The organism is Brevibacterium aurantiacum (assembly GCF_007558825.1).
In the GTDB taxonomy this organism is placed as follows: domain Bacteria; phylum Actinomycetota; class Actinomycetes; order Actinomycetales; family Brevibacteriaceae; genus Brevibacterium; species Brevibacterium aurantiacum_A.
This window is the reverse complement of record NZ_VLTK01000004.1, coordinates 176,142-201,649: the sequence shown is the minus strand read 5'-3', so window position 1 is coordinate 201,649 and position 25,508 is coordinate 176,142. Positions and strand designations below refer to the sequence as shown.

The 25,508-nt window shown below is 63.4% G+C and carries 22 protein-coding genes; 17 read left to right on the top strand and 5 right to left on the bottom strand.

Annotated elements, in window-relative coordinates:
* The first annotated feature begins 88 nt into the window (after window positions 1-88).
* A complete protein-coding gene (gene cls, locus FO013_RS08315; RefSeq protein ID WP_313900577.1) occupies window positions 89-1,561 on the top strand; it encodes a cardiolipin synthase in 1,473 nt (490 codons plus the stop codon).
* 129 nt (window positions 1,562-1,690) lie between these two features.
* Here cls and FO013_RS08310 read toward each other — a convergent pair whose 3' ends face one another.
* Together FO013_RS08310 and FO013_RS08305 are read right to left on the bottom strand one after the other, a co-directional pair.
* Window positions 1,691-2,674, bottom strand: a complete 984-nt coding sequence (locus FO013_RS08310) for a hypothetical protein (protein WP_143922079.1) — start codon at window positions 2,672-2,674, stop codon at window positions 1,691-1,693.
* A 224-nt stretch (window positions 2,675-2,898) separates the two neighbouring features.
* Window positions 2,899-3,720 carry an HAD-IIA family hydrolase gene (locus FO013_RS08305; protein WP_143922078.1) on the bottom strand — a complete coding sequence of 274 codons (822 nt, stop codon included), beginning with the start codon at window positions 3,718-3,720 and terminating at the stop codon, window positions 2,899-2,901.
* A 137-nt stretch (window positions 3,721-3,857) separates the two neighbouring features.
* Here FO013_RS08305 and FO013_RS08300 point away from each other — a divergent pair, with 137 nt between their 5' ends.
* The 12 genes from FO013_RS08300 (at window position 3,858) to FO013_RS08245 (ending at window position 17,559) form a co-directional block, all read left to right on the top strand.
* On the top strand, window positions 3,858-4,202 hold the full coding sequence (locus FO013_RS08300) for an ArsR/SmtB family transcription factor (RefSeq protein ID WP_143922077.1): 345 nt from the start codon (window positions 3,858-3,860) through the stop codon (window positions 4,200-4,202).
* Between the two features lie 23 nt (window positions 4,203-4,225).
* Window positions 4,226-4,711: an SRPBCC family protein gene (locus FO013_RS08295; RefSeq protein ID WP_143922076.1), complete on the top strand. Its 486-nt coding sequence runs from the start codon at window positions 4,226-4,228 to the stop codon at window positions 4,709-4,711.
* 135 nt (window positions 4,712-4,846) lie between these two features.
* Window positions 4,847-5,368 (top strand): MaoC family dehydratase, encoded by a 522-nt coding sequence (locus FO013_RS08290; protein WP_143922075.1) that lies wholly within the window; start codon window positions 4,847-4,849, stop codon window positions 5,366-5,368.
* 8 nt (window positions 5,369-5,376) lie between these two features.
* Window positions 5,377-6,180, top strand: coding sequence for an HpcH/HpaI aldolase/citrate lyase family protein (locus FO013_RS08285; RefSeq protein WP_143922074.1), 804 nt, complete (start codon window positions 5,377-5,379; stop codon window positions 6,178-6,180).
* Between the two features lie 16 nt (window positions 6,181-6,196).
* Entirely contained in the window at window positions 6,197-6,868 is a 672-nt protein-coding gene (locus FO013_RS08280) for a peptide deformylase (RefSeq protein WP_313900576.1), read from the top strand.
* 11 nt (window positions 6,869-6,879) lie between these two features.
* Complete coding sequence (locus FO013_RS08275) at window positions 6,880-8,001, top strand: hypothetical protein (protein ID WP_143922073.1); 1,122 nt, start codon at window positions 6,880-6,882, stop codon at window positions 7,999-8,001.
* A 27-nt stretch (window positions 8,002-8,028) separates the two neighbouring features.
* Complete coding sequence (gene msrA / locus FO013_RS08270; protein WP_143922072.1) at window positions 8,029-8,559, top strand: peptide-methionine (S)-S-oxide reductase MsrA; 531 nt, start codon at window positions 8,029-8,031, stop codon at window positions 8,557-8,559.
* Complete coding sequence (locus tag FO013_RS08265; protein WP_260848060.1) at window positions 8,560-9,378, top strand: nitroreductase family protein; 819 nt, start codon at window positions 8,560-8,562, stop codon at window positions 9,376-9,378. It abuts the gene before it with no gap.
* Complete coding sequence (locus tag FO013_RS08260; protein WP_143922071.1) at window positions 9,375-10,688, top strand: MFS transporter; 1,314 nt, start codon at window positions 9,375-9,377, stop codon at window positions 10,686-10,688. The genes FO013_RS08265 and FO013_RS08260 overlap by 4 nt, the downstream gene beginning before the upstream one ends.
* A gap of 131 nt (window positions 10,689-10,819) precedes the next feature.
* Window positions 10,820-14,461 (top strand): efflux RND transporter permease subunit, encoded by a 3,642-nt coding sequence (locus tag FO013_RS08255; RefSeq protein ID WP_260848059.1) that lies wholly within the window; start codon window positions 10,820-10,822, stop codon window positions 14,459-14,461.
* Window positions 14,462-14,486: 25 nt separating this feature from the next.
* Window positions 14,487-15,248, top strand: a complete 762-nt coding sequence (locus tag FO013_RS08250; RefSeq protein WP_143922070.1) for a CPBP family intramembrane glutamic endopeptidase — start codon at window positions 14,487-14,489, stop codon at window positions 15,246-15,248.
* Between the two features lie 196 nt (window positions 15,249-15,444).
* Window positions 15,445-17,559, top strand: a complete 2,115-nt coding sequence (locus tag FO013_RS08245; RefSeq protein ID WP_143922069.1) for a PhoX family protein — start codon at window positions 15,445-15,447, stop codon at window positions 17,557-17,559.
* Window positions 17,560-17,805: 246 nt separating this feature from the next.
* Here FO013_RS08245 and FO013_RS08240 read toward each other — a convergent pair whose 3' ends face one another.
* Together FO013_RS08240 and FO013_RS08235 are read right to left on the bottom strand one after the other, a co-directional pair.
* Entirely contained in the window at window positions 17,806-18,450 is a 645-nt protein-coding gene (locus FO013_RS08240) for a VOC family protein (RefSeq protein ID WP_143922068.1), read from the bottom strand.
* 177 nt (window positions 18,451-18,627) lie between these two features.
* Complete coding sequence (locus tag FO013_RS08235) at window positions 18,628-19,113, bottom strand: inorganic diphosphatase (RefSeq protein ID WP_143922067.1); 486 nt, start codon at window positions 19,111-19,113, stop codon at window positions 18,628-18,630.
* A 112-nt stretch (window positions 19,114-19,225) separates the two neighbouring features.
* Here FO013_RS08235 and dacB point away from each other — a divergent pair, with 112 nt between their 5' ends.
* The 3 genes from dacB to tilS are packed head-to-tail and all read left to right on the top strand — an operon-like array spanning window position 19,226 to window position 22,717.
* Window positions 19,226-20,692 (top strand): D-alanyl-D-alanine carboxypeptidase/D-alanyl-D-alanine endopeptidase, encoded by a 1,467-nt coding sequence (gene dacB, locus FO013_RS08230; RefSeq protein WP_143922066.1) that lies wholly within the window; start codon window positions 19,226-19,228, stop codon window positions 20,690-20,692.
* The gene (locus FO013_RS08225) at window positions 20,689-21,705 is read left to right on the top strand and encodes a zinc-dependent metalloprotease (RefSeq protein WP_143922065.1); all 1,017 of its coding nucleotides are present in this window, start codon (window positions 20,689-20,691) and stop codon (window positions 21,703-21,705) included. Before dacB ends, FO013_RS08225 begins: the two co-directional genes overlap by 4 nt.
* Window positions 21,692-22,717 carry a tRNA lysidine(34) synthetase TilS gene (gene tilS, locus FO013_RS08220; protein ID WP_260848058.1) on the top strand — a complete coding sequence of 342 codons (1,026 nt, stop codon included), beginning with the start codon at window positions 21,692-21,694 and terminating at the stop codon, window positions 22,715-22,717. The genes FO013_RS08225 and tilS overlap by 14 nt, the downstream gene beginning before the upstream one ends.
* A 21-nt stretch (window positions 22,718-22,738) precedes the next feature.
* On the opposite strand, the gene FO013_RS08215 is transcribed toward tilS, so the two are convergent.
* Window positions 22,739-24,010: an amidohydrolase family protein gene (locus FO013_RS08215; protein WP_143922063.1), complete on the bottom strand. Its 1,272-nt coding sequence runs from the start codon at window positions 24,008-24,010 to the stop codon at window positions 22,739-22,741.
* Window positions 24,011-24,152: 142 nt separating this feature from the next.
* Here FO013_RS08215 and FO013_RS08210 point away from each other — a divergent pair, with 142 nt between their 5' ends.
* Window positions 24,153-25,478, top strand: coding sequence for an MFS transporter (locus FO013_RS08210; protein ID WP_143922062.1), 1,326 nt, complete (start codon window positions 24,153-24,155; stop codon window positions 25,476-25,478).
* Window positions 25,479-25,508: the final 30 nt, after the last annotated feature.

Sequence of the window (25,508 nt, the reverse complement as noted above, 5' to 3'; positions counted from 1 at the left end):
GGCCACCTCGGCGGGCGGTGCTGTCATCTGTCTGGGGCGGGCTCCGTTAGTGTGGAACAGAGGATAAGCCGAGTGCAGGAGGGTGTGCGTGGATCTCAGTGTCGTGGCGTCCGTCCTGGGCGTGGGATGGATCGTCGTCGAATACGCGGTGAAGATCATCGCCGTCGGAGTCGTCCCTGAGGACCGCAGGCCCTCGTCGTCCTCGGCCTGGCTGCTGCTGATCCTGTTTGTGCCGATCGTCGGGATCCCTCTGTTCCTCATGCTCGGCAGCCCCTACATCAACCGACGGAGGGCTCGCATCCAGGCCCAGGCCGATGAGCTCATGCACGAAGGTGCCGACGATCTGCCCGACGTGCCTCGATCGCTGCAGACCGCCCCCGGCTTCGTGTCGATCGCCCAGCTCGGGCGCAGACTCACGGCCCTGCCGATGGTCACCGGCGACAGCCACGGTGTCATCTCCGACTACAAGGCCAGCATCGCGCGCATGGCCAGCCTCGTCGACGAGGCCCGCGAATACGCGCATGTCGAGATCTACATCATGGCCTGGGACTCGACGACCGACGTCTTCTTCAGGGCCCTCGAACGTGCCGCAGACCGGGGCGTGAAGGTCAGAGTTCTCTTCGACCACATCGGCTCTCGCAAGTATCCGGGATTCCACCGTCTGGGCAAGCGCCTGACCACCGGCGGAATCGACTGGCACCTTATGCTTCCCTTCATCCCCTGGCGCGGCAAGACCAGGCGCATCGATCTGCGCAACCACCGCAAGCTGCTCGTCGTCGACGGGAAGAAGGCGATGATGGGATCGCAGAACATGATCGACTCCTCGTACCTGAAGAAGGCGAACGTGAAGGTCGGGCGGGCCTGGCACGACATCATGGTCGAACTCTCCGGACCCATCGTCGCCGCCGTCGAAGCGGTGTTCGCCACCGACTGGTACACCGAATGCGGAGAATCCCTGGGGATCAGGTCCTATGAGCGCGACGCTTACGAACCAGATGTGGGCGGCCAGACGAGTGCCATGCAGCTCGTGCCCTCGGGCCCCGGCTTCACCACCGAACCGAACCTCAAGGTCTTCAGCTCGCTGATGTATCTGGCACAGAACCGATTGGCGATCGTGAGCCCGTACTTCGTGCCCGATGAATCCCTGCTGGCCGCCGTCGTCACCGCCGCCGAGCGCGGGGTCGCCGTTGAACTCTACGTCAGCGAACAGGCCGATCAGTTCATGGTCGACTATGCCCAATCCTCGTACTACCGGTCGCTGCTCGAGGCGGGGGTGCGGATCTTCCTCTACCCGAAGCCGCAGGTTCTGCACACGAAGTGCCTCATCGTCGATGACGAGTACGCAGTGATGGGGTCCTCGAATCTGGACATGCGCTCATTCGGCCTCAACTATGAGATCAGCCTGCTGACTACTGGCGGAGACCTGGTCGACGACATCGCCGAGGTGGTAGTGGACTACCAACGCACGAGCCGTGAGCTCTCCCTCGAGGAATGGGAGCAGCGACCCTATATTCGCCGCTACCTGGAGTCCGTGATGAGGCTGACCTCGTCGCTGCAGTGAATCTGTGGCGGCCGCATCAGCCCGAATCACATGCCCCCAGCCCCAGCCCTGCCCCCAGCCCAGCCCCCAGCCCCGGCGATACGCGGGCTGCGCGTCGAATAACGGTTGTGCACGTGCGTGTTTCGACGCTTAACCCGTTTTGCCGCGAGAGATGGACTGCACTGCCTTTTCGATGCTTCGTTTGATCTCGGCGAATATCCGGGGCCGGAACAAGTCACCGAAGGTCAGGTTGAACACAGTGAATCCGGCGTTGAGCAGGTTCATATTGCGCTGGTGATTCCTTTTCGCAGCTTCATCGGGGCCATTGGGATCGAGGTAGTATTTTCCGACTCCGTGCACTTCCACGACCACCGGTGCCTTCTCGTGGCGGAAGTCATTGCGACCGATGAACTCCCCGGAATCAGTGAAAGCGTCGAGCTGAGGCACCATCCCCGTGATGCCGTGTCGATGGAACTTCACCGCACAGAAGGCCTCAGCCGACGACTCGTAATCAGCGTCGGAGAGCTTGAGCGCCAGTTGGGCTCTCCTGCGACCGCGCTGGCCTTTGACCAGCTGTTCTTCTATGTCGTGGAGAGACGCCGATCCGGCGCGCAATGCATGGGAGATGAGTGGCACTGAGACTTCGAGTGAATGGTCGAGAGCAAGGTCGGCGAGTGTGCGCGCCAACGTGGTGACCGGATAGGCGAAACTATCGGTGGTCTCCTCGGCTGAGAGATCACGAGAGTAGATGTAGAGGCTGTTGTAGTTGCGGGTAGGAGACCGCCTCGAGATCTCGACCTTCGGCGTTGCCGTGAGGATCGGGTCGAGGCCGTGGATGAGCGCAGCCGAGATATGCGAGAACACATCACCTGGTTGAACCGAATCATGACGGCAGGCGATCTGCAGCCGCAGTGTCTCGGCATGGTCCCTGATGTCGCCGTAGGCTCTGGGGAACGTCGTCTCCTCAGCCTCAGACAGGTGCGCTGCTGCCTTCTGGTGCTCCTGATCGCATTTGCGAGTAATCACATAGCGGCCTCTCCTGACCTTGCGCAGGCAGCACCGTTCGGACTCAGCTAACTGGGCTCGAGTCATGCCGAGTTCGCGGAGCTGCTGGGCAGTCAGCACTTGAAACATGGAGTCAGTATGCGCTCGAACTGCTCTAAGTGCAATCAAACATCATCAAACAGTCTTAAACTGCACAGTTGCGTGCGGGGAAGGTTCTCGTTGAAAATCGGGCTGAACGTCGAAAACCACATGTGTACATGAGTTTTTCGACACTCAGCCCGTTATTCGCCGGAGGTCTCTGATCGCGAGCCTGTGTTTCGACGCTGGGGCCGTTTCTCGGTCGGCAGGCGGCCTCAGGCGGAGCCGGTGACGTCTGGTCCCAGCGTCCCTCGCTGATCCAGTGGGACGTCAAGGAGATCGTGAACGCCGTTGACGATCTCATTGGGGCGGAATGGGAAGCGGCGCACATCCTCGGCGGTGGAGATCCCCGAGAGGACGAGAACCGTGTGCATGCCTGCTTCCATCCCGGCGATGATGTCGGTGTCCATCCGGTCGCCGATCATCGCGGTGCTCATCGAGTGAGCGCCGATCTGGTTGAGCGCGGAACGAAACATCATGGGATTGGGTTTGCCCACCACATAGGGGTCTCGGTTCGTGGCCTTCGTGATCAGCGCGGCGATGGCGCCGGTGGCAGGGAGGACGCCTTCGGGGCTGGGGCCGGTGGCATCGGGGTTGGTCACGATGAAGCGTGAACCGCCGTCGATGAGGCGGATCGCCTTGGTGATCGCTTCGAAGGAATAGGAGTGGGTCTCGCCGACGACGACGAAATCCGGATCCTTCTCGGTCATGATGAACCCAGCTTCATGGATCGCCGTGGTCAGTCCCGCCTCGCCGACGACGTAGGCGGTGCCGTGCTCGACCTGATTGGACAGGAAGTCGGCAGTGGCCATCGCGGAGGTCCAGATCTTCGATTCGGGAACGTCGAGGCCGTTCGACCGGAGCCTGGCAGAGAGGTCCCGAGCGGTGTAGATCGAATTGTTCGTCAGCACGAGATAGGGGATCTCTGCCTGTCGCCACTGTGCGAGAAGCTCGGCCGCGCCCGGTAGGGGATTGTTCTCCTTGACCAGGACACCGTCCATGTCGGTCAACCAGCATTCGATCGAATCGCGATCCATGTCTCTCCTGAAGATAGTCGTTGAGCCGATGCCACCAGCCTAGCGGGTCGACGCGTCCGGTCCGGTTCCGCAGAAAACCCTTGACAGTCGATTGCATCGGCGTATTGTAGTAATCACTTAATTAAGGGATTGCTGAAATGAATTTGGATTCTGTGTTCGGTGCTCTGGCCGATCCGACTCGGAGGGCGATGATCGATCGTCTGCGAGCAGGCGACCTCAGTGCAGGAGAGTTGGCTGAACCGCTGACCATCAGCAGGTCGGCGGTGTCGCAGCATCTCAAAGTGCTCGAGAACGCTGGGTTGATCACCAGGGCCAAGAGCGCACAACAGAGAATCGTGCATCTCAACGCCGAACGGCTGTCAGGCGCAACTGACTGGATGCTAGCCGCACGCGAGGACTGGAGGCAGCGATTCGACTACCTCGACCAGGTGCTGGCTGGGGATCAGCATTCCGAGGGTCGGACCGAGCAGACAGATGATTGATCAACTCAAGGAGGAGAACCATCATGAACAAGAACAGCATGTCCGCCAACAGCACCCCATCCGCCACCGACGAACCGGGCTTCACCATCGTCCGCGACTTCGCGGCATCACGCGAACGGGTCTGGGATGCCTGGACCAGCCCCGATGTCATGGCTCGCTGGTATCACCCGGAGGGACTACACACCCCGCGGGAATCGGTGAGCGTCGATCTCAGAGAGGGCGGAATCTACGCCTACACGATGATCGTCGACGAGACCGGTGAGGAGTTTCCCACCGGCGGGAGGTACCGCCGCGTCGAGCCACCTCGGCGATTGGACTTCACTTGGGGGAAGCAGGGTGACGAGGACATTTCTCCGCTTGTGAGCCTCGAGTTCGAGGAGATCGACGAGACGACGACGCGGATGACCTTTATGCTCACAGGCCTCCCGAGCGACTCCGGCGCCGTCGACAGCGTCTTCGACGGGTGGACTTCCGCTTTCAACGTCTTGGAAGCCGAGATCGCTGGGTGAGACTCCGACGGATGGTGACCCGGGTTCCGGCAGGCGGACCCGGGTCACTTGTCGTTCGGCCCCAGGCGATAAGCTCAAATCACGACAAGTGGTCAGTGACACACGGCGATCAGCAGTGACACAGAGGAGTGACGCATGAGTGAGCAGAAAGTCATCGAACAACGAGGCCTGTGGCTGGACGAGATGGAAGTCGGCGCGATCTACAAGCACGCGCCCGGCCGGACCATCACCGAGGCGGACAACACCTGGTTCACCGCCGTGACCATGAACACGCAGGCTCTGCATCTTGACGCAGCCTTCGCTGCGACCGAGCCCTTCGGCCAGCGACTCGTCAACTCGATGTTCACCCTCTCCACCCTCATCGGCCTCTCGGTCACACAGCTGACTCAAGGCACGATCGTGGGCAACCTCGGCTTCTCCGAGGTCTCCTTCCCTGCTCCGCTCTTCCACGGCGACACCCTGTATGCGGAGACGACGATCCTCGACAAGCGCAACTCGAAGTCCAGGCCCGGCCAGGGCATCGTGACCCTGGAGCACCGCGGCTACAACCAGGACGGGACCCTCGTCGCCAAGGCCGTGCGCCAGACCATGATGTTCGACTCCAGTCACGCCGACGAAGCAGTCGAGAAGAACACCCAGCCCGAAACCGGAAAGTGAGCACCACGATGGCACTCGAGTTCAAGCCCGCCTGGCTCTTCGTCCCCGGCGACCGCCCCGACCGCTATACGAAGGCAGCCGAACGTTCAGACATCGTCATCCTCGACCTCGAGGACGCGGTCAACGACGCCGACAAGGCCACCGCCCGCGAAGCGATCATCGACTACCCGCTCGACCCCACACGCACAGTGGTCCGCATCAATGCCCGGGATTCTGAGCACCTCGGCGAGGACCTGAGGATGCTCGCCAAGACAGAGTACACGGCCGTGATGCTGCCGAAGTCCGAGCACGCCTCCGACCTCACGGTCCTCGGCGACTACCAGGTCATCGCACTGATAGAGACGGCCCTGGGCGCAGTCAACGTCGCCGAGATCGCCGCCGCACCCAACGCCTACGCACTCATGTGGGGATCCGAGGACCTCATCGCCGACCTCGGCGGTGGATCGTCGCGCACTGCCGACGGCGGTTACCGCGACGTGGCCAAACACGTGCGCAACTCGACCCTGCTGGCCGCCTGCGCACACGGAAGATTCGCCCTCGACTCGATCTGGGCGAACATCCCCGACCTCGACGGGCTGGGGGAGGAAGCCGAAGACGCCGTGCAGTCCGGTTTCAGCGGCAAGGTCTCCATCCACCCCAATCACGTTCCCGTCGTCCGCGATGCGTTCCGCCCAAGTGAGGAGCAGCTGACCTGGGCGAAGGCCGTGCTCGAACTCGCGAAGACCGAGAAGGGCGCCTTCGCCTACGAAGGCAAGATGATCGACGCACCCTTACTCAAACACGCCGAGCTCATCGTCGCTCGGGACGTGTGAGCCGGTCGAAAGGGCCATGACCATGAATGATGCCGATGCGCTCATCGCCACTCAGATCCGCTCCGTGCTCGCCGCGGCAGAGACAGGCGGGGGAGTGGCCCCGATCGTCGAAGCCGGCGACCCGATCCTCCGCTCGGTGACGCGACCCTTCGATGGGCAGGTCGATGATGCGGAACTGGCCCAGCTCGCCGAGGTGATGCGGGCAACCATGCTCGCCGCCCCAGGCGTGGGATTGGCTGGTCCGCAGGTGGGCATCGGTCTGTCGATGTTCGTGGCCGAAGACCCCGGAAGTCTTGACCCTGAGACCGCCGAGGTGCGGCAGCGGACCCCGATGCCCCTGCGCGTCGTCCTCAACGCCGACTACACCCCCGCCACCTCCGAGGACGTCGCGTTCTTCGAAGGCTGCCTCTCGATCCCCGGCTACCAAGCGGTCGTGGCCCGTCCCCGCGAGATCGAGCTGAGAGGCCAGGATCTCAAGGGCACGCCCATCGCCGAGGTGGTCTCCGGTTGGTCGGCACGCATCGTCGCCCACGAGACCGATCACCTTGAAGGCATCATGTTCCTGGACAAGGCAGAGATGCGATCCCTGTCGACGAACACCTCGGTCGCGAGGTTCTGGAGCCAACCGTCCACGCAGAAGGCCGCCGCCGAGCTCGGGTTCACCCTGCCCAGCGGCATGCTCATGTGACAATTGCTTCCATGCGTCTTCCCGATATTCCCGAACGACATCGCCGACTCACTCGCACCATCGCTGCGGCGGGAACGGGTGCTCTCGCGCTTGTCCGGCGACGTGACTTCGCGCCCGAACATGAATCGACAGCAAGGCTCGGCAACGCACTCGCTTCAGCCGGCCTGACGTGGATCACCGGTACGCAGGCTTTCCTCGGCCGGGCGGGTGACGAGTTCGATCTGGGAGCGGTGTTCGGCCCGTTCGGGAAGAATGCAGGTGAGCCGGTCCGCTACTCGACCGCAGACGAACACTTCGACGAGAACGCGACGGCGAGGTCTCAGGCCTTCCTCAACGCCACGACTGCCGCGGCCTCCGGGGTGATCAGCTGGAGCCTGTGGGGCTCGACTCAGAAGATCACAGAAGCCATCGACGCACGGCTGCCCGCGGGAATGGGGCGAGGGCTGAGCGCCGTCGCCAGCGGATCACTCGTCGCACTCAGTGCAGCTGTCATCGACAAGCTCGAAAGCTGGGCCTGCGAAGACCGTGAGCAATTGAACTACGGCCAGGTCGAAATCGACCTTCCGGACCATATCCGCGCTTGCATCCTACGGCTGCTGTCTCAACCTCACCCCATGTCGGGGCAGGCCGCCGAGGCTGCACGAGCACAATTCGATTCGGCCCGATTCTTCGTCGGAGTCACCTATCCGAGCGCACTTCATTCGGGTACTGATCCGGTGACCGTGAATTCCGGACAACTGGCCCATCTGTTCGACGATGAAGACATCACGAGCATCGACGTCTATCCGAGCGCAGCGAGTCCCAAGGCAGTTCCCGCGACTCAGACGTACCCGGTCATCGGCGTGAGGACGAAGGAGTCGCAGCCGACGATGGAGTTGCGGCTCGAGTTCATCGACGGATATCTCAGTCGGCTCGAATTCTCGGAACGGGACGCCGAGCCGATTCCTCTGCTCTCCGACGATCTCCCGGCCGATTCTGGCATCGGAACTCTCCACCCGGACGGCGTGGACGTCGGCGCAGAAGGAGTCGGGTATTGGAGCAGCCTCGACATCACGGAGACAGAAGACGAGTTCGTACTGTTGTCGGAATGGCCCGACGCAGCCGATCTGACGTTCCGTACCGACAGGGAATAACCTGCGCGTCTCATCGTTGTACGGAGTATGAGCGAACTTCGTACCCTGACCTTGGGCGCCGGATGCTTCTGGTGCCTCGATGCCGTCTACCAGCGGACCACAGGAGTCACCTCGGTGATCTCCGGATACACCGGAGGGCATACCCCGAATCCGCACTACCGTGAAGTCTGTTCAGGCACCTCGGGTCATGCTGAGGCGCTGCAGGTGACATTCGATCCGGAGATCGTCCCGGACAGCGTCATCCTGGGCCTCTTCTTCACCGGACACGACCCCACGAGCCTCAATGCTCAGGGCTACGACGTCGGCACCCAGTACCGGTCGGCCATGTTCTACGCCGACGAAGAGGAGAAGGCGCGCTTCGAGGCCGCCATCGCCGAGGCACAGGAAATCTTCGAGGCTCCGATCGTCACGACGCTTGAGCCCTTGGGCATCTTCCACACCGCCGAGGCTGTCCACCAGGACTTCTACACCGAGAACCGCAACAACGGGTACTGCCGTGTCATCATTGATCCGAAGCTGTCCCATGCACGGGAGGCCTTTGCGGATTGGGTGAGCTGAATGTCGAAACACAAGGACTCGTCTGAGCGTCGCGGCTCGAAGAAGAAGAAGCCGAAGGACGACGGTGCCTGCGAGGTGACGAAGGGGCGCGTGCGCGCCCACTTCCTCGAGGGCGAGACAGGTCCCTGGGCGAAGAAGCTGGCCGCAGGTTCGTCCGCTGCCACGACATCAGCAGAGGCAACGGCAGCGGACGAGCAGACGGTGCATCCTGCGCGCCGACTGGGCCCGGACTATTCGGCCCCGAGTTCCATCGACATCGTCGCCGACCCTGTCCTGCACGCGATCTCCACCCGACGTTCGATCTCAAAACTCGACCCGGAGACGCCGAACGACTCCGATCTGCGTGAACTCATCCACGCGGTCTCCTCGGTCGCCGATCACAAGGGGCTCAAGCCCTGGCGGTTCATCATCATCCGCGGTGACGACAGGATCCGCCTCGGCGCGGCCCTCGACGAAGCGGGTGGAGTGCACCGGAAGTCCGGTGAGATCAACGAAAAGCCGCTGCGGGCAGAACTCCTCCTGGCACTCGTAGCCGCACCGCGGGACAACCCGAAGGTCCCCGAATGGGAACAGCACGCCACAGCGGCCGGAGCAGGTCACCTGCTCGAAGTCGCTCTGTGGCAGGCAGGTTGGGGCGTCATGTGGCGCAGCGGAAACCTCACGAACGAACCTGCCGTGCGCAGACTCCACAGGCTCAAGGACAAGGAACTGCTCATGGGTTGGCTCTACATCGGAGCGGTCCCCGAACGCTACCGACAGCGCATGGCGAACAGCACTCGACCGCTGCCGGAGCCCGAGCAGTTCCTCGATACCCTGTGACGAACAACGACAGCTCGACGAACCACGACGACGAACAGGCAGAGTCGACTGCGGCCTCGCGCCGACTCCCCAAGGAAATCTACGTCCTCGTCGCGGCGGCCTTCATCGTGGCTCTTGGATACGGCATCATCGCCCCCGTGCTTCCGCAGTTCGCGGCGAGCTTCAACTTCGGCGTCACCGCCGCCACGATCGTGGTCTCCTCCTTCGCCTTCTTCCGGTTCGTGTTCTCACCGTCCTCTGGGCGCCTCGTCGACGCCTTCGGTGAGCGACGCATCTACATCTCCGGTCTCCTCATCGTCGCGGCCTCCACCGCGGCAGTCGCCTTCGCCCAGAACTACTGGCAGCTGCTGATCTTCCGCGGTCTGGGAGGCATCGGCTCCACGATGTTCACCGTCTCAGCGATGGCCCTGATCATCCGGCTGGCCCCGATCAATGCCCGCGCCAAGGCCTCGAGCACCTATGCCACGGCCTTCCTCGTCGGCAATATTGCCGGCCCCGTCCTCGGCGGTGCGATGGCCGGATGGGGCATGCGCATCCCGTTCATCATCTACGCCGTCGGGCTCCTCATCGCCGCCATCGTCGTTCGCATTTTCCTCGCCTCCACCGCCTCAGAAGGCTCCTCGACCAAGCTCGGGCGCGCTCGCCTGGAAGCAACGAAGGACGAGACGCAGATGGAGGTGATGACGTTCAGACAGGCGTGGGAGGACTCTGCCTACCGCGCCGCCCTGATCTCTGCCTTCGTCCAAGGCTGGTCGGCCATGGGCATCCGTGTGGCCATCTACCCGCTCTTCGCGATCCAAGCGCTCAAGGCCGACACCGCGGTCGCCGGTCTGGCCCTGACGATGTTCGCGATCGGCAATGCTTCGGCGGTCACCGTCGTCGGCAGATACGCCGATACCTATGGACGCAAACCCTTCATCCAATGGGGCCTGCTCGTCCTCGGCGTGACCACCTCGGCGCTGGCTTTCACAGACTCGATCTGGCTGTTCTTCCTCCTCTCCGTCTTCGCCGGAATCGGCTCAGGACTGGCCAATCCCGCCCAGCAGGCCACAGTTGCCGATGTCATCGGACGCGATCGCAAGGGCGGCCGCGTCCTGGCGAAGTACCAGATGGCGCTCGACGCGGGAGCAATCCTCGGCCCCGTCATCGCCGGTGCCGTCGTCGACCACTTCGACTACTCCTGGGCATTCATGCTCACAGGTGTCCTCGGCATCCTGGCCGCTGCGTACTGGATCACCGGTCGTGAGACACGGCCACGCGTGGTGCGCAAAGCGGAGCAGAACGCGCGGATTGAGGACGATCTGAGCTGAGCTCGGCAGTGCCCGGGTGCTCAGAGTCTGCTCACGTGATTTGGATAGTGTGAATCACTAGTATTGGTCCACGGAGCACCATCCCCTGCAGACGATCCCTGCGCATGCGACACCGACAAGAGAGTCACCACGTGAGTTTTCTGACCCGTTTGAGCCTGAAGAACCGCGCACTCATTGCGCTCATCTCGGTCGTCGCCATCATATTCGGCATCATCGGAGCGGGAGCTCTCAAACAGGAGCTGTTCCCTTCCCTGGAGAACCCGCAGGCCACGGTCACCGCCTCGTATGAGGGTGCGACTCCCGAGGCCGTCGAACAAGAGGTCACCGATCCTCTCGAAGGTGCGCTGACGGCCCTGCCTGAGGTTGAGGACATGACCTCGACCTCCTCGGCAGGCAGCTCCTCGATCACCGTGAGCACCGAGTACGGTGAGGACTCCGACGATGTCGTCAAGTCCCTCCAACGTGCGGTCTCACAGGTCCAGGCCACTCTGCCAGACGGTGTCGAACCCACCGTGAATACCACCGGAACCGATGACATCCCCGTCCTTGCCCTGTCCGTGACCTCGGACGCGCAAGAGGACAAGCTCGCTGCTAACCTCAATGACATCGCCGAACCCGAACTGAAGAAGATCGACGGCGTCTCCCAGGTCATGATCGCCGGTGCGAAGACCAAACAGGTTGAGGTCACCATCCGGCGTGACGACCTCGAGGACGAGGGAGCCAACCTCGACGAGATCGCCGGCATCCTCCAGTCCAACGGAATCCCCACCTCGGCGGGCGAGCTGAAGAGCGATGATGGCACCGCGCCGGTCGAGGTCGGCACCCGCATCCGCTCCGTGGATGCCATCAAGGATCTCGTCATCAGCGGCAAGGACGAGCCGATCAAGCTCTCAGACGTCGCCGACGTCACGATCGAGAACCAGCCCGTGGAATCGATCTCGCGCACCAACGGACAGCCCTCACTGTCGGTGTCGATCATGAAGGAATCCGACGCCAACACCGTTGACGTCTCCGACGCTGTAGCCCAGAAGCTGCCCGATCTTGAGAAGTCGATGGGGGAGAACACGGAGTTCGTCTCTGCCTTCGACCAGGCGCCATTCATCGAGCAGTCGATCCACGATCTGCTCGTCGAAGGCGGGTTGGGCCTGTTCTTCGCGGTCCTCGTCATCCTCGTGTTCCTGCTCTCGGTGCGCGCCACGATCATCACGGCGATCTCGATTCCGCTTTCACTGCTCATCGCCATGGTCGGTCTGTGGATGGGTGGTGAGACCCTGAACATGCTGACACTGGGTGCTCTGACGATCTCCGTGGGACGCGTCGTCGACGATTCGATCGTCGTCATCGAGGCGATCCGACGACGGCACGCTGCCGGTGGTGAGAAGTTCGCGAACATCCTCGCCGCGGTCTCCGAAGTCTCCGGGGCCATCACCGCCTCCACGCTGACGACCGTCGCCGTATTCCTGCCGCTGGCCTTCGTCTCCGGCCAGACCGGAGAGATGTTCCGACCCTTCGCCCTGACAGCCACCATCGCACTCCTCTCGAGTCTGTTCGTGGCGCTGACGATCGTGCCCGTCCTCGCCTACTGGTTCCTGAGGCAGCGTGAGGCGAAGGTCAAACTCACCCGCGCGGAGAAGAAGGAGATCCGCCGCAACCGCAAGGGCATGCTCTCCGAATGGAAGAGCGAGACCAGGGCCGCGAAGAAGGCGTCCAAGAAGCAGGACATCCTCACCGCTGGACGCCATGATGAGCCCGGTACCGAGTCCACGACTGCGAGTGCTGCCACCACCTCGGCGGGGTCAGGTTTTGACTCCACCGCGGAGGGGACGAGCGAGGTCGATGAGCTCGCCGGTATGCATTCGCCGGTGACACGACTGCAGAAGACCTATATGCCGGTGATCTCCTTCTCCACCAAGCACCCGGTCGTGATGATCCTCGTGGCGGTCCTCCTCCTCATCGGAACGGGAGCGATGGTCCCGCAGTTGAAGACCGAGCTCTTCGGCGACACCGGCCAGGACAGCCTGCAGGTCTCTCAGACCTTCGATCCCGGCACGGACCTCGATGAGGCCTCGAGGCAGGCAGAACCGGTCGAGAAGGTCCTCAGAGACAACAGCGATGTCGAGTCCTATCAGCTCTCCGTCGGGGGCTCGAACTTCGGGTTCACCGATGATTCCGCGCTCACCGGCACCTACACCGTCAACTCCACATCGGGCGTCTCTGCCCAGTCGATCTCCGACGAGCTGCAGAAGGAATTCGACGAGCTGAGGGATGTGGGAACGGTCGAGGTGCAGAGTCAGAGCTCGATGCCCGGCGCTCAGACCATCGACGTCACGCTCTCCGCTTCGGATGTCGAAGAGCTCGACAAAGCGACGAAGGCAGTCACGGACAAGCTCGAGGGCGTCTCGGGCACCCAGTCGGTGACCAGCGATCTCGAAGCCGTCCAGCCCGTGATCGAGGTCAATGTCGATCATGAGAAGGCCGCCGAGGAGAATCTCACGGAGGCCACCATCGGCCAGTACGTGCAGCGGGCGATGCACGGCCAGAACATCGGTGAGGTCGTCATCGACAACGTGTCGCATTCGGTGCTGCTCTTCGACCGCAACGCCGACACGGTCGACGAACTGCGCGACCTCAAGATCCCCGGCAAGCCGGAGGAGACCGCTCCCGCCGGTGGCGCTGGCGCGGCAGGCGCTGCTGGTGCAGGCGACGGTGGTGCCGGTGCTGCGGGCGGAGCCGGTGAGGCCGGAGGCAGCGCAGGTGCAGCCGGTGGAGCGGGTGCTGGTGGTGGCGCCGGTGCCGCTGGTGACCCGGGCGCCATGGCAGGCGCTCCAGCGCCGACGTCTGAGCCTCGGTTCATCGATCTCAGTGACGTCGCCGAGGTGAAGGAGGTCAAGACCGCGCCGACGATCCGTCACACGGATTCGCAGCGCTCGACCACCGTGTCGGTGACCCCTGCCGGCGACGACCTGGGAACCGTCTCCGCCGATGTGCAGTCAGCGCTGGGCGAGGTCGACATCCCCGACTCGGTCAGCGTCGACACCGGTGGAGCCACCCAGGAGCAGAACGAAGCGTTCTCCCAACTGGGACTGGCCATGCTCGCAGCGATCCTCATCGTGTTCGTCATCATGGTCGCCACGTTCAAGTCGCTGCTGCAGCCGTTGATCCTCCTGGTTTCGATCCCGTTCGCGGCCACCGGGTCCATCGCGCTGTCACTGCTGACGGATACTCCGCTGGGCCTGACCTCAATGATCGGTCTGCTCATGCTCATCGGCATCGTGGTCACCAACGCGATCGTGCTCATCGACCTGATCAACCACTTCAGGGCGCGAGGCGTCGATCTGCGCGCGGCCATCGTCCACGGCGCCAGACTGCGCTATCGCCCGATCCTCATGACCGCGGCAGCGACGATCTTCGCGCTCGTGCCGATGGCGCTGGGCCTGACCGGCGGGGGAGTGTTCATCTCGAAGCCGCTGGCGATCGTCGTCATCGGCGGTCTCGTCAGCTCGACTCTGCTCACGCTCATCCTCGTGCCGGTACTCTACCTCCTGCTCGAAGGGGCGAAGGAAAGTCGCGGAGAGAAGAAGTACGTGAAGAACATGGCCCGCGGCCAGGTTCTCGACGTCGCCGAGGCGAGGGCCGCGCAGCCTCCGGACTCTGCGGATCGTGCGCGCTCAGAAGCTCAGGCGGACACCACAGCCGAGGCGGCTTCGGACACCGCGGTTGAGCGTCCTGACCAGGGTGAGCGCCCCGACACGGGAGAGGAATCGAAGCACTGAGGCCTCGCCCACTACAGTGGGGTCCATGAGAGACGAGCTCGAGCCACAGGAGAAGAAGCGCCTGTGGTTCGAGCTCGGTCTCATTGCGGCGCTCTCGCTGGGCCAATCGGCGGTCTATGCGATCGTGCGTTTGGTCGACATCACCACCCGTGGTCCGATCAGCGACGCCCAGGCGAAGCTCAACACCTCGATGTCGCCGCGACCCGGTTTCGACCTCGTCTACCAGATCCTCGACATCGGGTTCACCCTCGTACCAGTGCTCATGGCCCTCTACCTGCTGACTCGCGACCCGAATGCTCCGCCCCTGAGTACACGGTTGGGTGTGAACGGCCAGTGCGGAAAGGACCTCGGCCGCGGAACGCTCATCTTCACCATCATCGGCATCGGCACTCTCGCCGTCTACGCGGGCGGCAGGGCATTGGGGATCACGGCCGAGATTCAGCCGGCCAACCTCGGCGATCTTTGGTGGACTATTCCCGTGCTCATTCTGGCAGCGGCGAAGAACGGCATCGTCGAAGAGGTCATCATCTTCGGCTTCGGGGTCGAACGGCTCCAGCGCCTGGGCTACGGGATGTGGCCGATCATCATCAGCCTGGCAGTCTTCCGTGCCAGCTACCACCTGTACCAGGGTATCGGGCCATTCATCGGCAACCTCGCCATGGGCATCATCTTCGGGTGGTACTTCATGCGTCGGGGCAGGCTGATGCCGCTGGTGTGGGCGCATTTCATCATCGATGCCGTGGGCTTCCTGGCACCGGGGATCCTCAGTCTCGTCGACGTCGGCTGAGCAGAATCTCCCATCTGAGCGTGCGAGATCCTTTTAGGTAAGTTTCGCTTGACGTAATGCACTGCTGTTCGTGGGTTCATTCCCAGTTCACCAAGCGGTAGGACTGGGGCCAAGTCACGGTGGAATTCTCGATCGGGTGAGTTCCCCTTCGCCTGGTGAGGAGGGAACCGAAAGACCCGATCCGAGGAGACAACCGATGGCACCCCTACGTGAACTTCTGCCCATGGCCGGACATGTCCGTGGCAAGCGAAGCCCCGTCACCTGCGCACTCAAATGCGACAACGCGTGCAGCAAGGCAATCTGCAACACGTCATCGAACAGCTACTTCCGCGACATCGTCGGAACCCAGCTGACCCGACGGGCCGCACTCGGCGCTTCAGCCGCCGGAGCCCTGGCGATCGCAGTGACGACGGCGCCCAGCCCAAGCGCGAGCAGTGCAACAGCCAAGGGGAAGAGCCTCGCGTTCAAGGCCATCGACCCGGTGCACCACGAAATCGACGAGTTCGTCGTACCCAATGGCTACTCCTGGCACCCGATCGTGCGCTGGGGTGACGCACTCTTCCCCGACTCGGAGCCGTTCGATCCGGAGAACCAGTCGGTGAAGAAGCAGCGACGCCAGTTCGGGTACAACAACGACTTCCTCGAGATTCAGGTCGATCGCAGCGGAGACGGCAATCGGGCCCTGCTCTTCGCCAACCATGAGTACAGCAACGATGCCATCATGTACCCCGACTCCATGGACGAGAAGACCAAGCGGGCCATCAGCCGCGAAGCACACGGACTCACCGTCGTCGAGCTCGAGCGCAGGAACGCGAAGACTCCGTGGGCCGTCGACGTCAACGGTGCGAACAACCGTCGCTTCCTCATCGGCACAGAATACGAGTTCACCGGGCCCGCCGCCGGATCCGATCTGCTCCGGACTCGAGACTATCCCAAGGGTGACAAGGTCCAGGGCACACTGGGCAACTGCTCCGGCGGCCTGACCCCGTGGGGAACACTGGTCTCCGGTGAAGAGAACTTCAACTCCTATTTCAGGGCGCAGGGCAAATCCGAAGCCGATAAGCGCTACGGACTGACCAATGACGCCTCGGCCTACGGGTGGGAAGACGATCTGCAGCGTTTCGATACGAACAAATCCGGTTACGGCAACGAAGCGAACCGCTTCGGATGGATCGTCGAGGTCGACCCTCGGGACCCGGAATCGACTCCGCTCAAACACACCAGCCTCGGCCGGTTCAAGCACGAGGGCGCAAACATCACGATCGCGGAATCAGGGCACGCTGTCGCCTACATGGGTGATGACGAGAAGTTCGATTACCTCTACAAGTTCGTGTCCAAGGGCAAGTACATCGAAGGCGACCTGCCCCATAACCTCACCCTCCTGTCCGAGGGCGACCTCTTCGTTGCGAAGTTCACCGGCAACTCACCGAAGAGCGAAATCGACGGCAGCGGCGCAGTGCCTGCAGACGGAGAGTTCGATGGCAGCGGGCAGTGGCTGCCGTTGATCACGGACGGCAAGTCCCAAGTCTCCGGAATGGCGATCGACGAGGTGCTGGTCAACACCAGGCTGGCAGCGGACAAGGTCGGGCCCACGAAGATGGACCGCTGCGAGGACGTCGAGCCGAACCCGGTCAACGGGAAGATCTACGTCGCCTGCACCAACAACTCTGACCGCGGCACAGACGGCAAAGCAGCAGCCGATGAGGCCAACCCACGGACTGAGAACCGTGACGGTCACATTGTGGAGCTGACCGAACGCGGGGGTGACCACACCGGCACCGAGTTCGACTGGTCCCTGCTGATGGTCTGCGGCGATCCGAAGCAGGGAGACAAGACGTACTTCTCCGGCTTCCCTGTCGACCAGGTCTCGCCGATCTCGTGTCCCGACAACGTCACCTTCGACAGCGCCGGCAATCTGTGGATCTCCACCGATGGCGCCCCCGATGGAATCGGGTACTGCGACGGGCTGTTCAAGGTCACGATCGAAGGCAAACAGAGGGGCCGCGTCGAGCAGTTCCTCTCCGTCCCGCGTGAGGGAGAGGTCTGCGGACCGCTGATCCACGACGACGACAAGTCAGCCTTCGTCGCCGTCCAGCATCCAGGTGAGGACGGAAGCTGGGCCAACCAGCACTCGCAGTTCCCGGACTTCGTCGATGCCACCGATGTCGACGCGGGAGTCGCCGCGATGCCGCGCCCATCCGTCGTCCAGGTCCTGCGGGGCAAGGGCAAGGACAACGGCAAACCGCCGAAGAAGGATTCCAACGGCAATAACGGCAACGGTCGGGGCAATGGCAACGGTCGGGACAACTGATCTAGGCACCGAAGACCGCGTCGAGGTCTGACCCTGTGCCAATCCGCTTGAGAGTGGGCATTCGTGCTGAATGCCCACTCTTCGGCTGTCTGGCGACGTGTCGCGGCGAACCACGGTGGACCGAGTGCCTCCTCTGAGACCGGACAGGGAGGGGGCCGACGAAGCGCAGAGGGCATCACACCGCGTTGGTGTGATGCCCTCTGGGCTGTGCGCAGCCGGTCGCCCGGCAACGGCCACAACGGCGACTCAGATGGTGACGAGGCCGTTCTTGGCGGAGTCGAAGCTGATCGACATGATGCCGGGGGTGCCGTGCGGCGCCGACCAGTCGATGTGGATCTCTGGGATGGGCTTGGGATCCTGGGTTCCCAACCAGTCGCGGAGTCGATCACGATCCCCGGCGATCTGCAGGGTGTCGATGGCGACATCGCCATTGGTCTTGTAGGACGAAGGATGCTGAGACGAGTCGGCTGCCCACTTGATGAAGAACGGAAGCTGAGGGTCGGCGATGAGCCCCTTGATTCCGATCTGCAGCCACTTGAGTTCCAGGCCTGATTCCGGGGTGCGGTTTCCGTCGACGGCTTTGCGTTCGAGGCGGGTCTCCACTCCGGCGAGGTCATCGACCGAAACGCACCAGCCCATCCAGCCGCCGCCGAGCTCGGAACGAGCTCGCACTGCCTGGCCGAAGGGTGTTGACAACGCGGCCGGGTGCTCCAAGGCTTCGACGACTTCGAGGTAATGACCGTTCGCGAGAGGGAAGATCAGATTTCTGGTACCGAATCGAGGATGCACACCACCGTCGTAGGGAACCACGCCGAGCTTCTCCGAGATGCGCTCGGCAGTGGCTTTGTACCCGTCTGGTTCGCTGGCGAATGACACATGATCGAGTTTCATGTCTCGACAATCGCATAACCTGGCTCACACTTCTCATTAGGTTCACCTAAGTAGTGGGTCGTTCCAGGTGCGGCAGCCGCTCGTCTGATGAATGCAGAGACCGCCCGGACGGCGAGGTCCGGACGGTCTCGGATCACGGGTGAGGCGATGCTTCACACCACCTCGGTGAGGGTGAACTCAGTGAGAGTCTTTGAAGCGCTTGATCGAAGCCTCGACCTCGGCCTCAGCCTCAGCGCGGCCGACCCAGCTGGAGCCCTTGACGAACTTGCCGGGCTCAAGATCCTTGTAGCGGGTGAAGAAGTGCTCAATCGAGTCGAGGGTGAACTGATCGACGTCGCCGATGTCCTGGTAGCTCTCCCAGCGGGGATCGCCGGCCGTGACGCCGAGGACCTTGTCGTCGCCGCCTGCTTCGTCTTCCATCTTGAACATGCCGATGGGGCGGACGTCGATGAGGACGCCCGGGAAGAGGGGTTCGGGCAGCAGCACGAGAACGTCGAGCGGGTCCCCGTCATTGCCCAGTGTGTCCTCGAAGAAGCCGTAGTCAGCGGGGTACTGCATCGAGGTGTAGAGGTAGCGGTCGAGCTTGACTCGACCTGTCTCATGATCGACCTCGTACTTGTTGCGCGATCCGCGCGGGATCTCGATTGTGGCCAAGAGTTCCATAGTGCTCCTTCAAGCTAGGGTTGCATCACTAGAATAGAGCTTACAAGTCCCCACGAACGACAACCACAACGGCTACGGCGAGGACGATGGCAATGAGAATGAGAGCCCGCGCTTGAACCAGACCCCGGAGCGGAAGAGGCGGAAGCGGTCGAAGAAGGCTGTCGCCGGCATCACCGCAGGCAGCCTCGCCATCGTGCTGGGCGCGGTTGCTGCAATCGACGCCTACGACGTCTTTCCCGAGCTCCCGGGAATCCTGACCACCGACCCCGCCGTCGAGGTCCAGGCGGTCCCCGCTCCTCACGCACAGGGGAAGGACATGCCCGCCCCCGCCTCGGCGCTGGATGATTCCGCACCTGTGCCCACCAAGGTCCCCGACACGGTGGATAGGGTCCTCTCGGATGCCAAAGTCAAGGGCTTCGGGATCGAGATCCGCGACGGGCTCAGCGATGACATCCTCTACGCCGAGAACGAGAACAAACCTCGCACGCCGGCCTCGGTGACCAAGGTCCTCACCGCCTCGGCGGCGCTGTTGAGCATCGGCGGCGAGAAGCGGCTGAGCACGACCACGGAATTCGACCCGTCCACCTCGACGGTGACGCTGACAGGCGGCGGAGACTCGCTGCTGGGTGCGGGGGAGTCCCAGCCGGGTGCCGTGAACGGTCACGCGGGCCTGACGACGCTGGCTCAGCAGACCGCCGAATCACTCAAGAGCCGGAACGTCGCCGAGGTGGCCCTGGACTTGGACACCTCCCGATACACGGGCGAGGACTTCAGTCCAGGATGGGAGCGTGCCGATATCGCCAAGGGCGTCATCACGCCGATCCAGCCGCTGATGATCGACACCGGGTATGTCGGCAGCAAAGACAAGGAATGGCGAGGCCGCAGCGAGCACCCGGCCAAGGACGCCTTCGCAGTCTTTGCCAAAGAGCTCAAGGCAGCTGGAGTCACGGTCACCGACAAGCCTGCACCTGCCGCTGAGACAGGTGACGACGCGAAGTCTCACGGAGATTCCGAAATCACCGAGCTGGCGGGGGTGGAATCGGCCACGATCTCCGAGATCGTCGAATACGCGCTCGTGCACAGCGACAACGTCGTAGCCGAGGTCCTCGGCAACGAAGTCGCCATCGCCCAGGGCGAGTCGGGAAGCTTGGAATCCGGCCCCGAAGCCGTGTTGGCGGCCCTGTCCGATTCCGTGGACCTGGGTAAGACCCACCTGGAGGACACCTCGGGCCTGTCCTATGACAACCGGATCAGTCCGCACGATCTGACGACGATCCTGCAGGCATCAGTCGTCGCCGATGATTCGCTCTCCAGCCTCATCAGCTACATGCCCGTCGGAGGACTGACCGGCACACTGGCCGAACGTTTCACCAAAGATAGGACTGCAGCCGGGACGGTGCACGCGAAGACGGGGACCCTGTCGACCGTGACCTCACTGGCAGGAGGGGTGCTCGATGCCGATGGACGCTATCTCGTCTTCACCCTGCAGATCGACGACGTGGACAAGGACAAGATTTTGGAAGCCAGGAAGACGGTTGACGATATCGTCGCAGCACTCGCGAATTGCGGCTGCCGATGATCGTCGATGAGAAGTTCGCCGCCCGCACAGCCCGGGAAGTCGTCCCCGCAGCGCGTATGCCCGACACCGATGAACTCGACGCGCTGGTCGCCGGGCTCAAAGACAATGCGCTGACGGCGCAGGAACTCGTCGTCGACTCATTCCTCCTCGACCCTGCCCATGCCGATGACGTGCGCAGTCGCCTGGGCGCCGGTTCCGTGCTCGTGCTCGATCAGATCGGCTGGATCAAGGCCAATGCGCAGTCGCTCAACGGCATGGTCGACGCGGATTCCCTGCCCGCCCCGGTCGGTCCGGGAGCAGCGAAAGCGGCCGCCGTGGAATTGGCAGGCGTGCTCTCGCTGCTGTCGACTCGAGTTCTGGGCCAATTCGACCCCTTTGCTGTGGACACGGGCCGGCTGATGTTCGTCGCACCCGCTATTCTCAACGCCGAAGCGGCGATGAACGTCAAGCCGCGCGACTTTCGCATGTGGGTGGCCCTGCACGAGGCCACGCACCAGGTGCAGTTCGCCACCGCGCCCTGGTTGCGTGAGCACATGCGCTCTCTCCTGTCTCAGGTCGTCGCGACCCCGCTCAAGGCACCTGGCATCAGCGGTCTCGCTGACGTCTTCTCCACTGTGGGCCGGATCATCAAGGGCGATGCGAGCATGGTCGATCTGATCAGGGACGAGGGGATGCGCAGCGCCCTCGACGAGGCCACGGCGATCCTCAGCCTGCTCGAAGGGCACGCCGACGTGGTCATGGACGAGGTCGGCATCGAAGTGATCCCGAGCGTGCGGAAGCTGCGACGCAAGTTCGAAGCTCGCCGCGACGCGGGTCAGGGCGGATTCCTGTCGAACCTGCTGGGCATGAACCTCAAACTCGCTCAGTACCGTGACGGCGCCACGTTCGTCCGCGCCATCCGCAAGGAAGTCGGCCAGACCGGTTTCTCCGCCATCTATGCCAAACCGGAGAACCTGCCGAGGAGCGAGGAGATCCACACCCCGAGCCTGTGGTTGGACCGTGTCCACGGCTGAGGCGCGACCACCTCGGCGACCGAGCCTCGATCCGGCCAGCGGAGCGATCCGCAGCAGTGTTCGTGAAACATTGGCCCGGTTGGGCAGCTTACAGCCCACGGTCATCATCGCGGTCTCCGGGGGAGCGGACTCAATGGCGCTGCTGCACGCCTGCGCCTTCCTCCACCGTCGTGGGGAGCTGCATGCGCATGCCGTGACCGTCGACCATGGTCTGCAGTCCTCGACCGCCGAGGTGGCCCGCCGGGTCGTCTCCATCGCCGAATCCTGGGGTCTGCCCGCCGAGGTCGCCACCGTCACCGTCGCAGCCGGTGACGAGGGCCTCGAAGCCGCCGCCCGCGATGCCCGCTACGGCGCACTCGAAGCCGCCCGGGAAGCGCATGGGGCCGAGTGGGTGCTGACCGCGCACACCCGCAGTGACCAGGCGGAGACGGTGCTGCTGGGACTGATGCGTGGTTCGGGCACGAGGTCCCTGGCTGGAATGGCTCTGCGCACCGGCACAGTGGTGCGCCCCCTGCTCGACATCGAACGGGCGACCAACGTCGCCTCGTGCCGGGCTCAGGGCATCGAGGTCTGGGATGACCCGATGAACGCCGACGATTCCTTCGCCCGGGTGCGTGCCCGCACCCTGCTGGCCACTCTGGAGGCCGACCTGGGCCAGCCTGTCACCGCGAACCTGGCCCGCACCGCCGAGCTGTGCCGTGCCGATGCTGACCTCCTCGATGGGCTCGCCGAGACCTCGGCCGCCGCCGTGCGCGGACGCACCGAGGTGCCGTTGGCCGAATTGGCGGTTATGGAGGATGCGATCCTCTCCCGCGTCGTCCGCGAGTGGCTGATCTCCCTCGGCGTGCCCGCACAGAGCCTCGGCGCCGCCCGCGTGGCGCAACTGTGCGCCCAGATTCGCGAACCTGGGGCCACGGGGCGCCCACATGCTCGTCTGTCGCTTCCCGGTGACACCGAAGTGATCATCACCAGGCAGCTCCTGTGCTTTCGTCGCGACGCGAAGACGAGGTGACTGCAAGCTCCGGTCCTTGGCTCAGGCCCTGCCGTCGACCAGGTGGCCGCCGGTGGCCACCAGCTCTCCATTCTTGAAGACGTCGCGATCGGCAGGGCAGTCCATGATCGCCGAGGTGACCGTATCGGCCTCGAGCAGCATGAAGTCCGCCGGCGCACCGACGCCCAGACCGAAGCGGACATCATCGACCAGTGCGGTTCCGTCCGGTCGGGCACCGGCCATCACCTGTGCCCCACCTCGGGAGGCGATGTCCAGGCACGCCTCGATGTCCTCATCCTGGCGATGCCCATTCGTGAATGCCAGCTGCCAGGTCCGCCGCAGCAGGTCACCGTCACCGTAGGGACTCCAGTAGTCGCGCTGACCGTCCTCGCCAAGCCCCAAAGCTACCCGATTCTCACGCAGGCTGCGCCGCGGCAGGACGCCGCTCTGCGGTGCCACAGTCGTCAGCGAGATGCCCACCTCGGCGACGAGCTCGATGATCCGTTCGACCTCTGGTGCAGGGTTGGAACTCAGGGCGAAGGCGTGGGAGATCGTCACCTTCCCCTCCATTCCGAGAGCCTTCGTGCGGTGGGCGATCTCCTCGAAACTGAACACGCCTGCGCTGCCGCGCTCATGCAGATGGATGTCGACGCCTTTGCCGTGCTTCTGGGCAAGCCCGAAGACAACGTCGAGATGAGCGACCGGATCGCGGTCGTATTGGAGCGGATCGAGTCCTCCGACCAGATCAGCGCCCTCGCTCAAGGCCGCGTCGAGAAGATCTCTGACGCCCTTTTCGCGTACGATGCCGGCCTGCGGGAAGGCTACGATCTGAGAGTCGAGGATCGCAGCGTGATCGGCCAGTGCATCCCGGACGCCGAGGAAGCGCTCGAGACCGCAGTCGGCATCGATCTGGGTATGTGAGCGGATGCGCGTACCGCCGGAGGAGACGATCTCTGCGATCACGAAGGCAGCCTGGTCACGGACGCTGCGCTCGCCCTGCCGCCAGTTCTCCCGATCGTTCATGATGTAGCCGTGCAGCGTTCCGTCTGCAGTGTGGGGACGGAAAGTCTGGCCCATCCGGTTCGAATCGAGGTGGGCATGGACGTCGCCGAGGCTGGGCAGCAGCGCTCGCCCAGCCCCATCGATGATGTCGGGCCCATCGATGTCTTCGGCGCTGGCTGCATCGGTACGGCCGATCGCCTGCGCCGAGGGAGTCGGCGTGAACGAGGTGAAACGTCCGTTTTCGATCTCGACATCGACAGTCTGGGCATCGGCAGTGCGGGGGAAGAGGCGAATATTTCTCAGAGTGGTCATCGTCGTCCTTGAGAGTAGGAGGGCACTTGATCTCCAAATGGTATACCGTTGTGGGGCTCGGGTGCGGACCGACAACGAGCACGGGTCCACACCGAATGAGGGCCCCGGACCGAGCGAGCACAGCGTCTGAAAGGATGAGCCAATGACCTCTCAGCCCGAATGCGGCCATCGTACGGGTCGGGGACTCGACGTGCTGGCACTCGTGGGCCTCATCCTCATCGCCTGCTCCCTGCGACCGGCCGCATCGTCTCTGGGACCCGTCCTCTCCGAAGTCCAAGGCGCCTACGCCTTAGTCGAATGGCAGACGGGCCTGCTCACAGCACTTCCCGGCCTGATCTTCGCACTCTGCGGGTTCATCGCCGTTCCCGTGCTCAAGAAGATCGGACTCTTCAGCTCGCTGGCGATGACCTGCGTGCTGATCGCGGTCGGAGTAGGCGCCCGGGTCCTCGTCGACAACTGGTTCGGCTTCGCCGGGCTGACCGTGGTCGCGTTGGCCGGAATGTCCATAGGAAACGTCATTCTGCCGGTGTACGTGAAAACGCGCTTCCCCCACCGAGCCAACCTCGGCGCCACCGCCTTCACGGTGTCCCTGGGACTGGGCGCGATGTTCCCCGCCTTCCTCACCGCACCGCTCACCGGCCACTTCGACAACTGGCGGGTGGGACTGGGCATCTGGGCGCTCGTGCCTGCCTGCGCACTTATCACCTGGATCATCCTCAAGCTCGTCCGATCCTTACCCCGCCTGGATCAGCCCGAGCAGGACACGCACGAGGCTGGCCCGCCTCGGCGACATATCTTCACCTCCGCCAAGGCCAGATACATGGCGATGTTCTTCGGTCTGCAGTCGGTCAACGCCTATGTCCAGTTCGGATGGGTGCCGCAGATCTACCGTGACGCGGGCATCGATCCGGTCCTCGCCGGACTCATGCTCACCGTCGTCACACTCGGGGGGATCCCCGGCGGCTTCCTTGCCCCGCAGATCATCATGCGCAGCATCCTGCCTCGCTTCTTCCTCGTCAGCTTCTCCGTCAGCGCTGTGTGCGGCTACCTCGGACTGCTCCTCATGCCCACCACCGTGCCGGTGCTGTGGGCAGTCCTTCTAGGCTACGGCGGCTTCGCCTTCCCCGCCGCGCTCGCCCTCATTACGGGCCGCACCCAAGCTGTGTCCATCACTGCAAGGACTTCAGCATTCGTGCAGTCCAGCGGCTATGTGCTGGCGGCAATCGGCCCCTTGGCCGTCGGCGGACTCCTCGGACTCAGCGGCGGCTGGTCGGTGCCGCTGGGGTTCATGATCTGCGTTTCGGCGCTCATGGGCGTGACCGGGTACCTTGCTGCCGCCCCGGGGACAGTCGACGATGAGCTGGCCGTACCTGGCGCCCGCGGTGCACCATCAGACCTCGGTGGTGGCACGAACGACCTCCGTGGTGGCACGAACGACTTCCTTGGTGGCACGCCAGGGCAGAAGTGAATCATAATGGAGACACACCCCACCCCAAGC

Coding starts and splice junctions, on each gene's coding strand:
- FO013_RS08310 (WP_143922079.1), bottom strand. CDS start 2,674: ATGTTTCAAGTGCTGACTGCCCAGCAGCTCCGCGAACTCGGCATGACT.
- FO013_RS08305 (WP_143922078.1), bottom strand. CDS start 3,720: ATGGATCGCGATTCGATCGAATGCTGGTTGACCGACATGGACGGTGTC.
- FO013_RS08300 (WP_143922077.1), top strand. CDS start 3,858: ATGAATTTGGATTCTGTGTTCGGTGCTCTGGCCGATCCGACTCGGAGG.
- FO013_RS08295 (WP_143922076.1), top strand. CDS start 4,226: ATGAACAAGAACAGCATGTCCGCCAACAGCACCCCATCCGCCACCGAC.
- FO013_RS08290 (WP_143922075.1), top strand. CDS start 4,847: ATGAGTGAGCAGAAAGTCATCGAACAACGAGGCCTGTGGCTGGACGAG.
- FO013_RS08285 (WP_143922074.1), top strand. CDS start 5,377: ATGGCACTCGAGTTCAAGCCCGCCTGGCTCTTCGTCCCCGGCGACCGC.
- FO013_RS08280 (WP_313900576.1), top strand. CDS start 6,197: ATGACCATGAATGATGCCGATGCGCTCATCGCCACTCAGATCCGCTCC.
- FO013_RS08275 (WP_143922073.1), top strand. CDS start 6,880: ATGCGTCTTCCCGATATTCCCGAACGACATCGCCGACTCACTCGCACC.
- msrA (WP_143922072.1), top strand. CDS start 8,029: ATGAGCGAACTTCGTACCCTGACCTTGGGCGCCGGATGCTTCTGGTGC.
- FO013_RS08265 (WP_260848060.1), top strand. CDS start 8,560: ATGTCGAAACACAAGGACTCGTCTGAGCGTCGCGGCTCGAAGAAGAAG.
- FO013_RS08250 (WP_143922070.1), top strand. CDS start 14,487: ATGAGAGACGAGCTCGAGCCACAGGAGAAGAAGCGCCTGTGGTTCGAG.
- FO013_RS08245 (WP_143922069.1), top strand. CDS start 15,445: ATGGCACCCCTACGTGAACTTCTGCCCATGGCCGGACATGTCCGTGGC.
- FO013_RS08240 (WP_143922068.1), bottom strand. CDS start 18,450: ATGAAACTCGATCATGTGTCATTCGCCAGCGAACCAGACGGGTACAAA.
- FO013_RS08235 (WP_143922067.1), bottom strand. CDS start 19,113: ATGGAACTCTTGGCCACAATCGAGATCCCGCGCGGATCGCGCAACAAG.
- FO013_RS08225 (WP_143922065.1), top strand. CDS start 20,689: ATGATCGTCGATGAGAAGTTCGCCGCCCGCACAGCCCGGGAAGTCGTC.
- FO013_RS08215 (WP_143922063.1), bottom strand. CDS start 24,010: ATGACCACTCTGAGAAATATTCGCCTCTTCCCCCGCACTGCCGATGCC.
- FO013_RS08210 (WP_143922062.1), top strand. CDS start 24,153: ATGACCTCTCAGCCCGAATGCGGCCATCGTACGGGTCGGGGACTCGAC.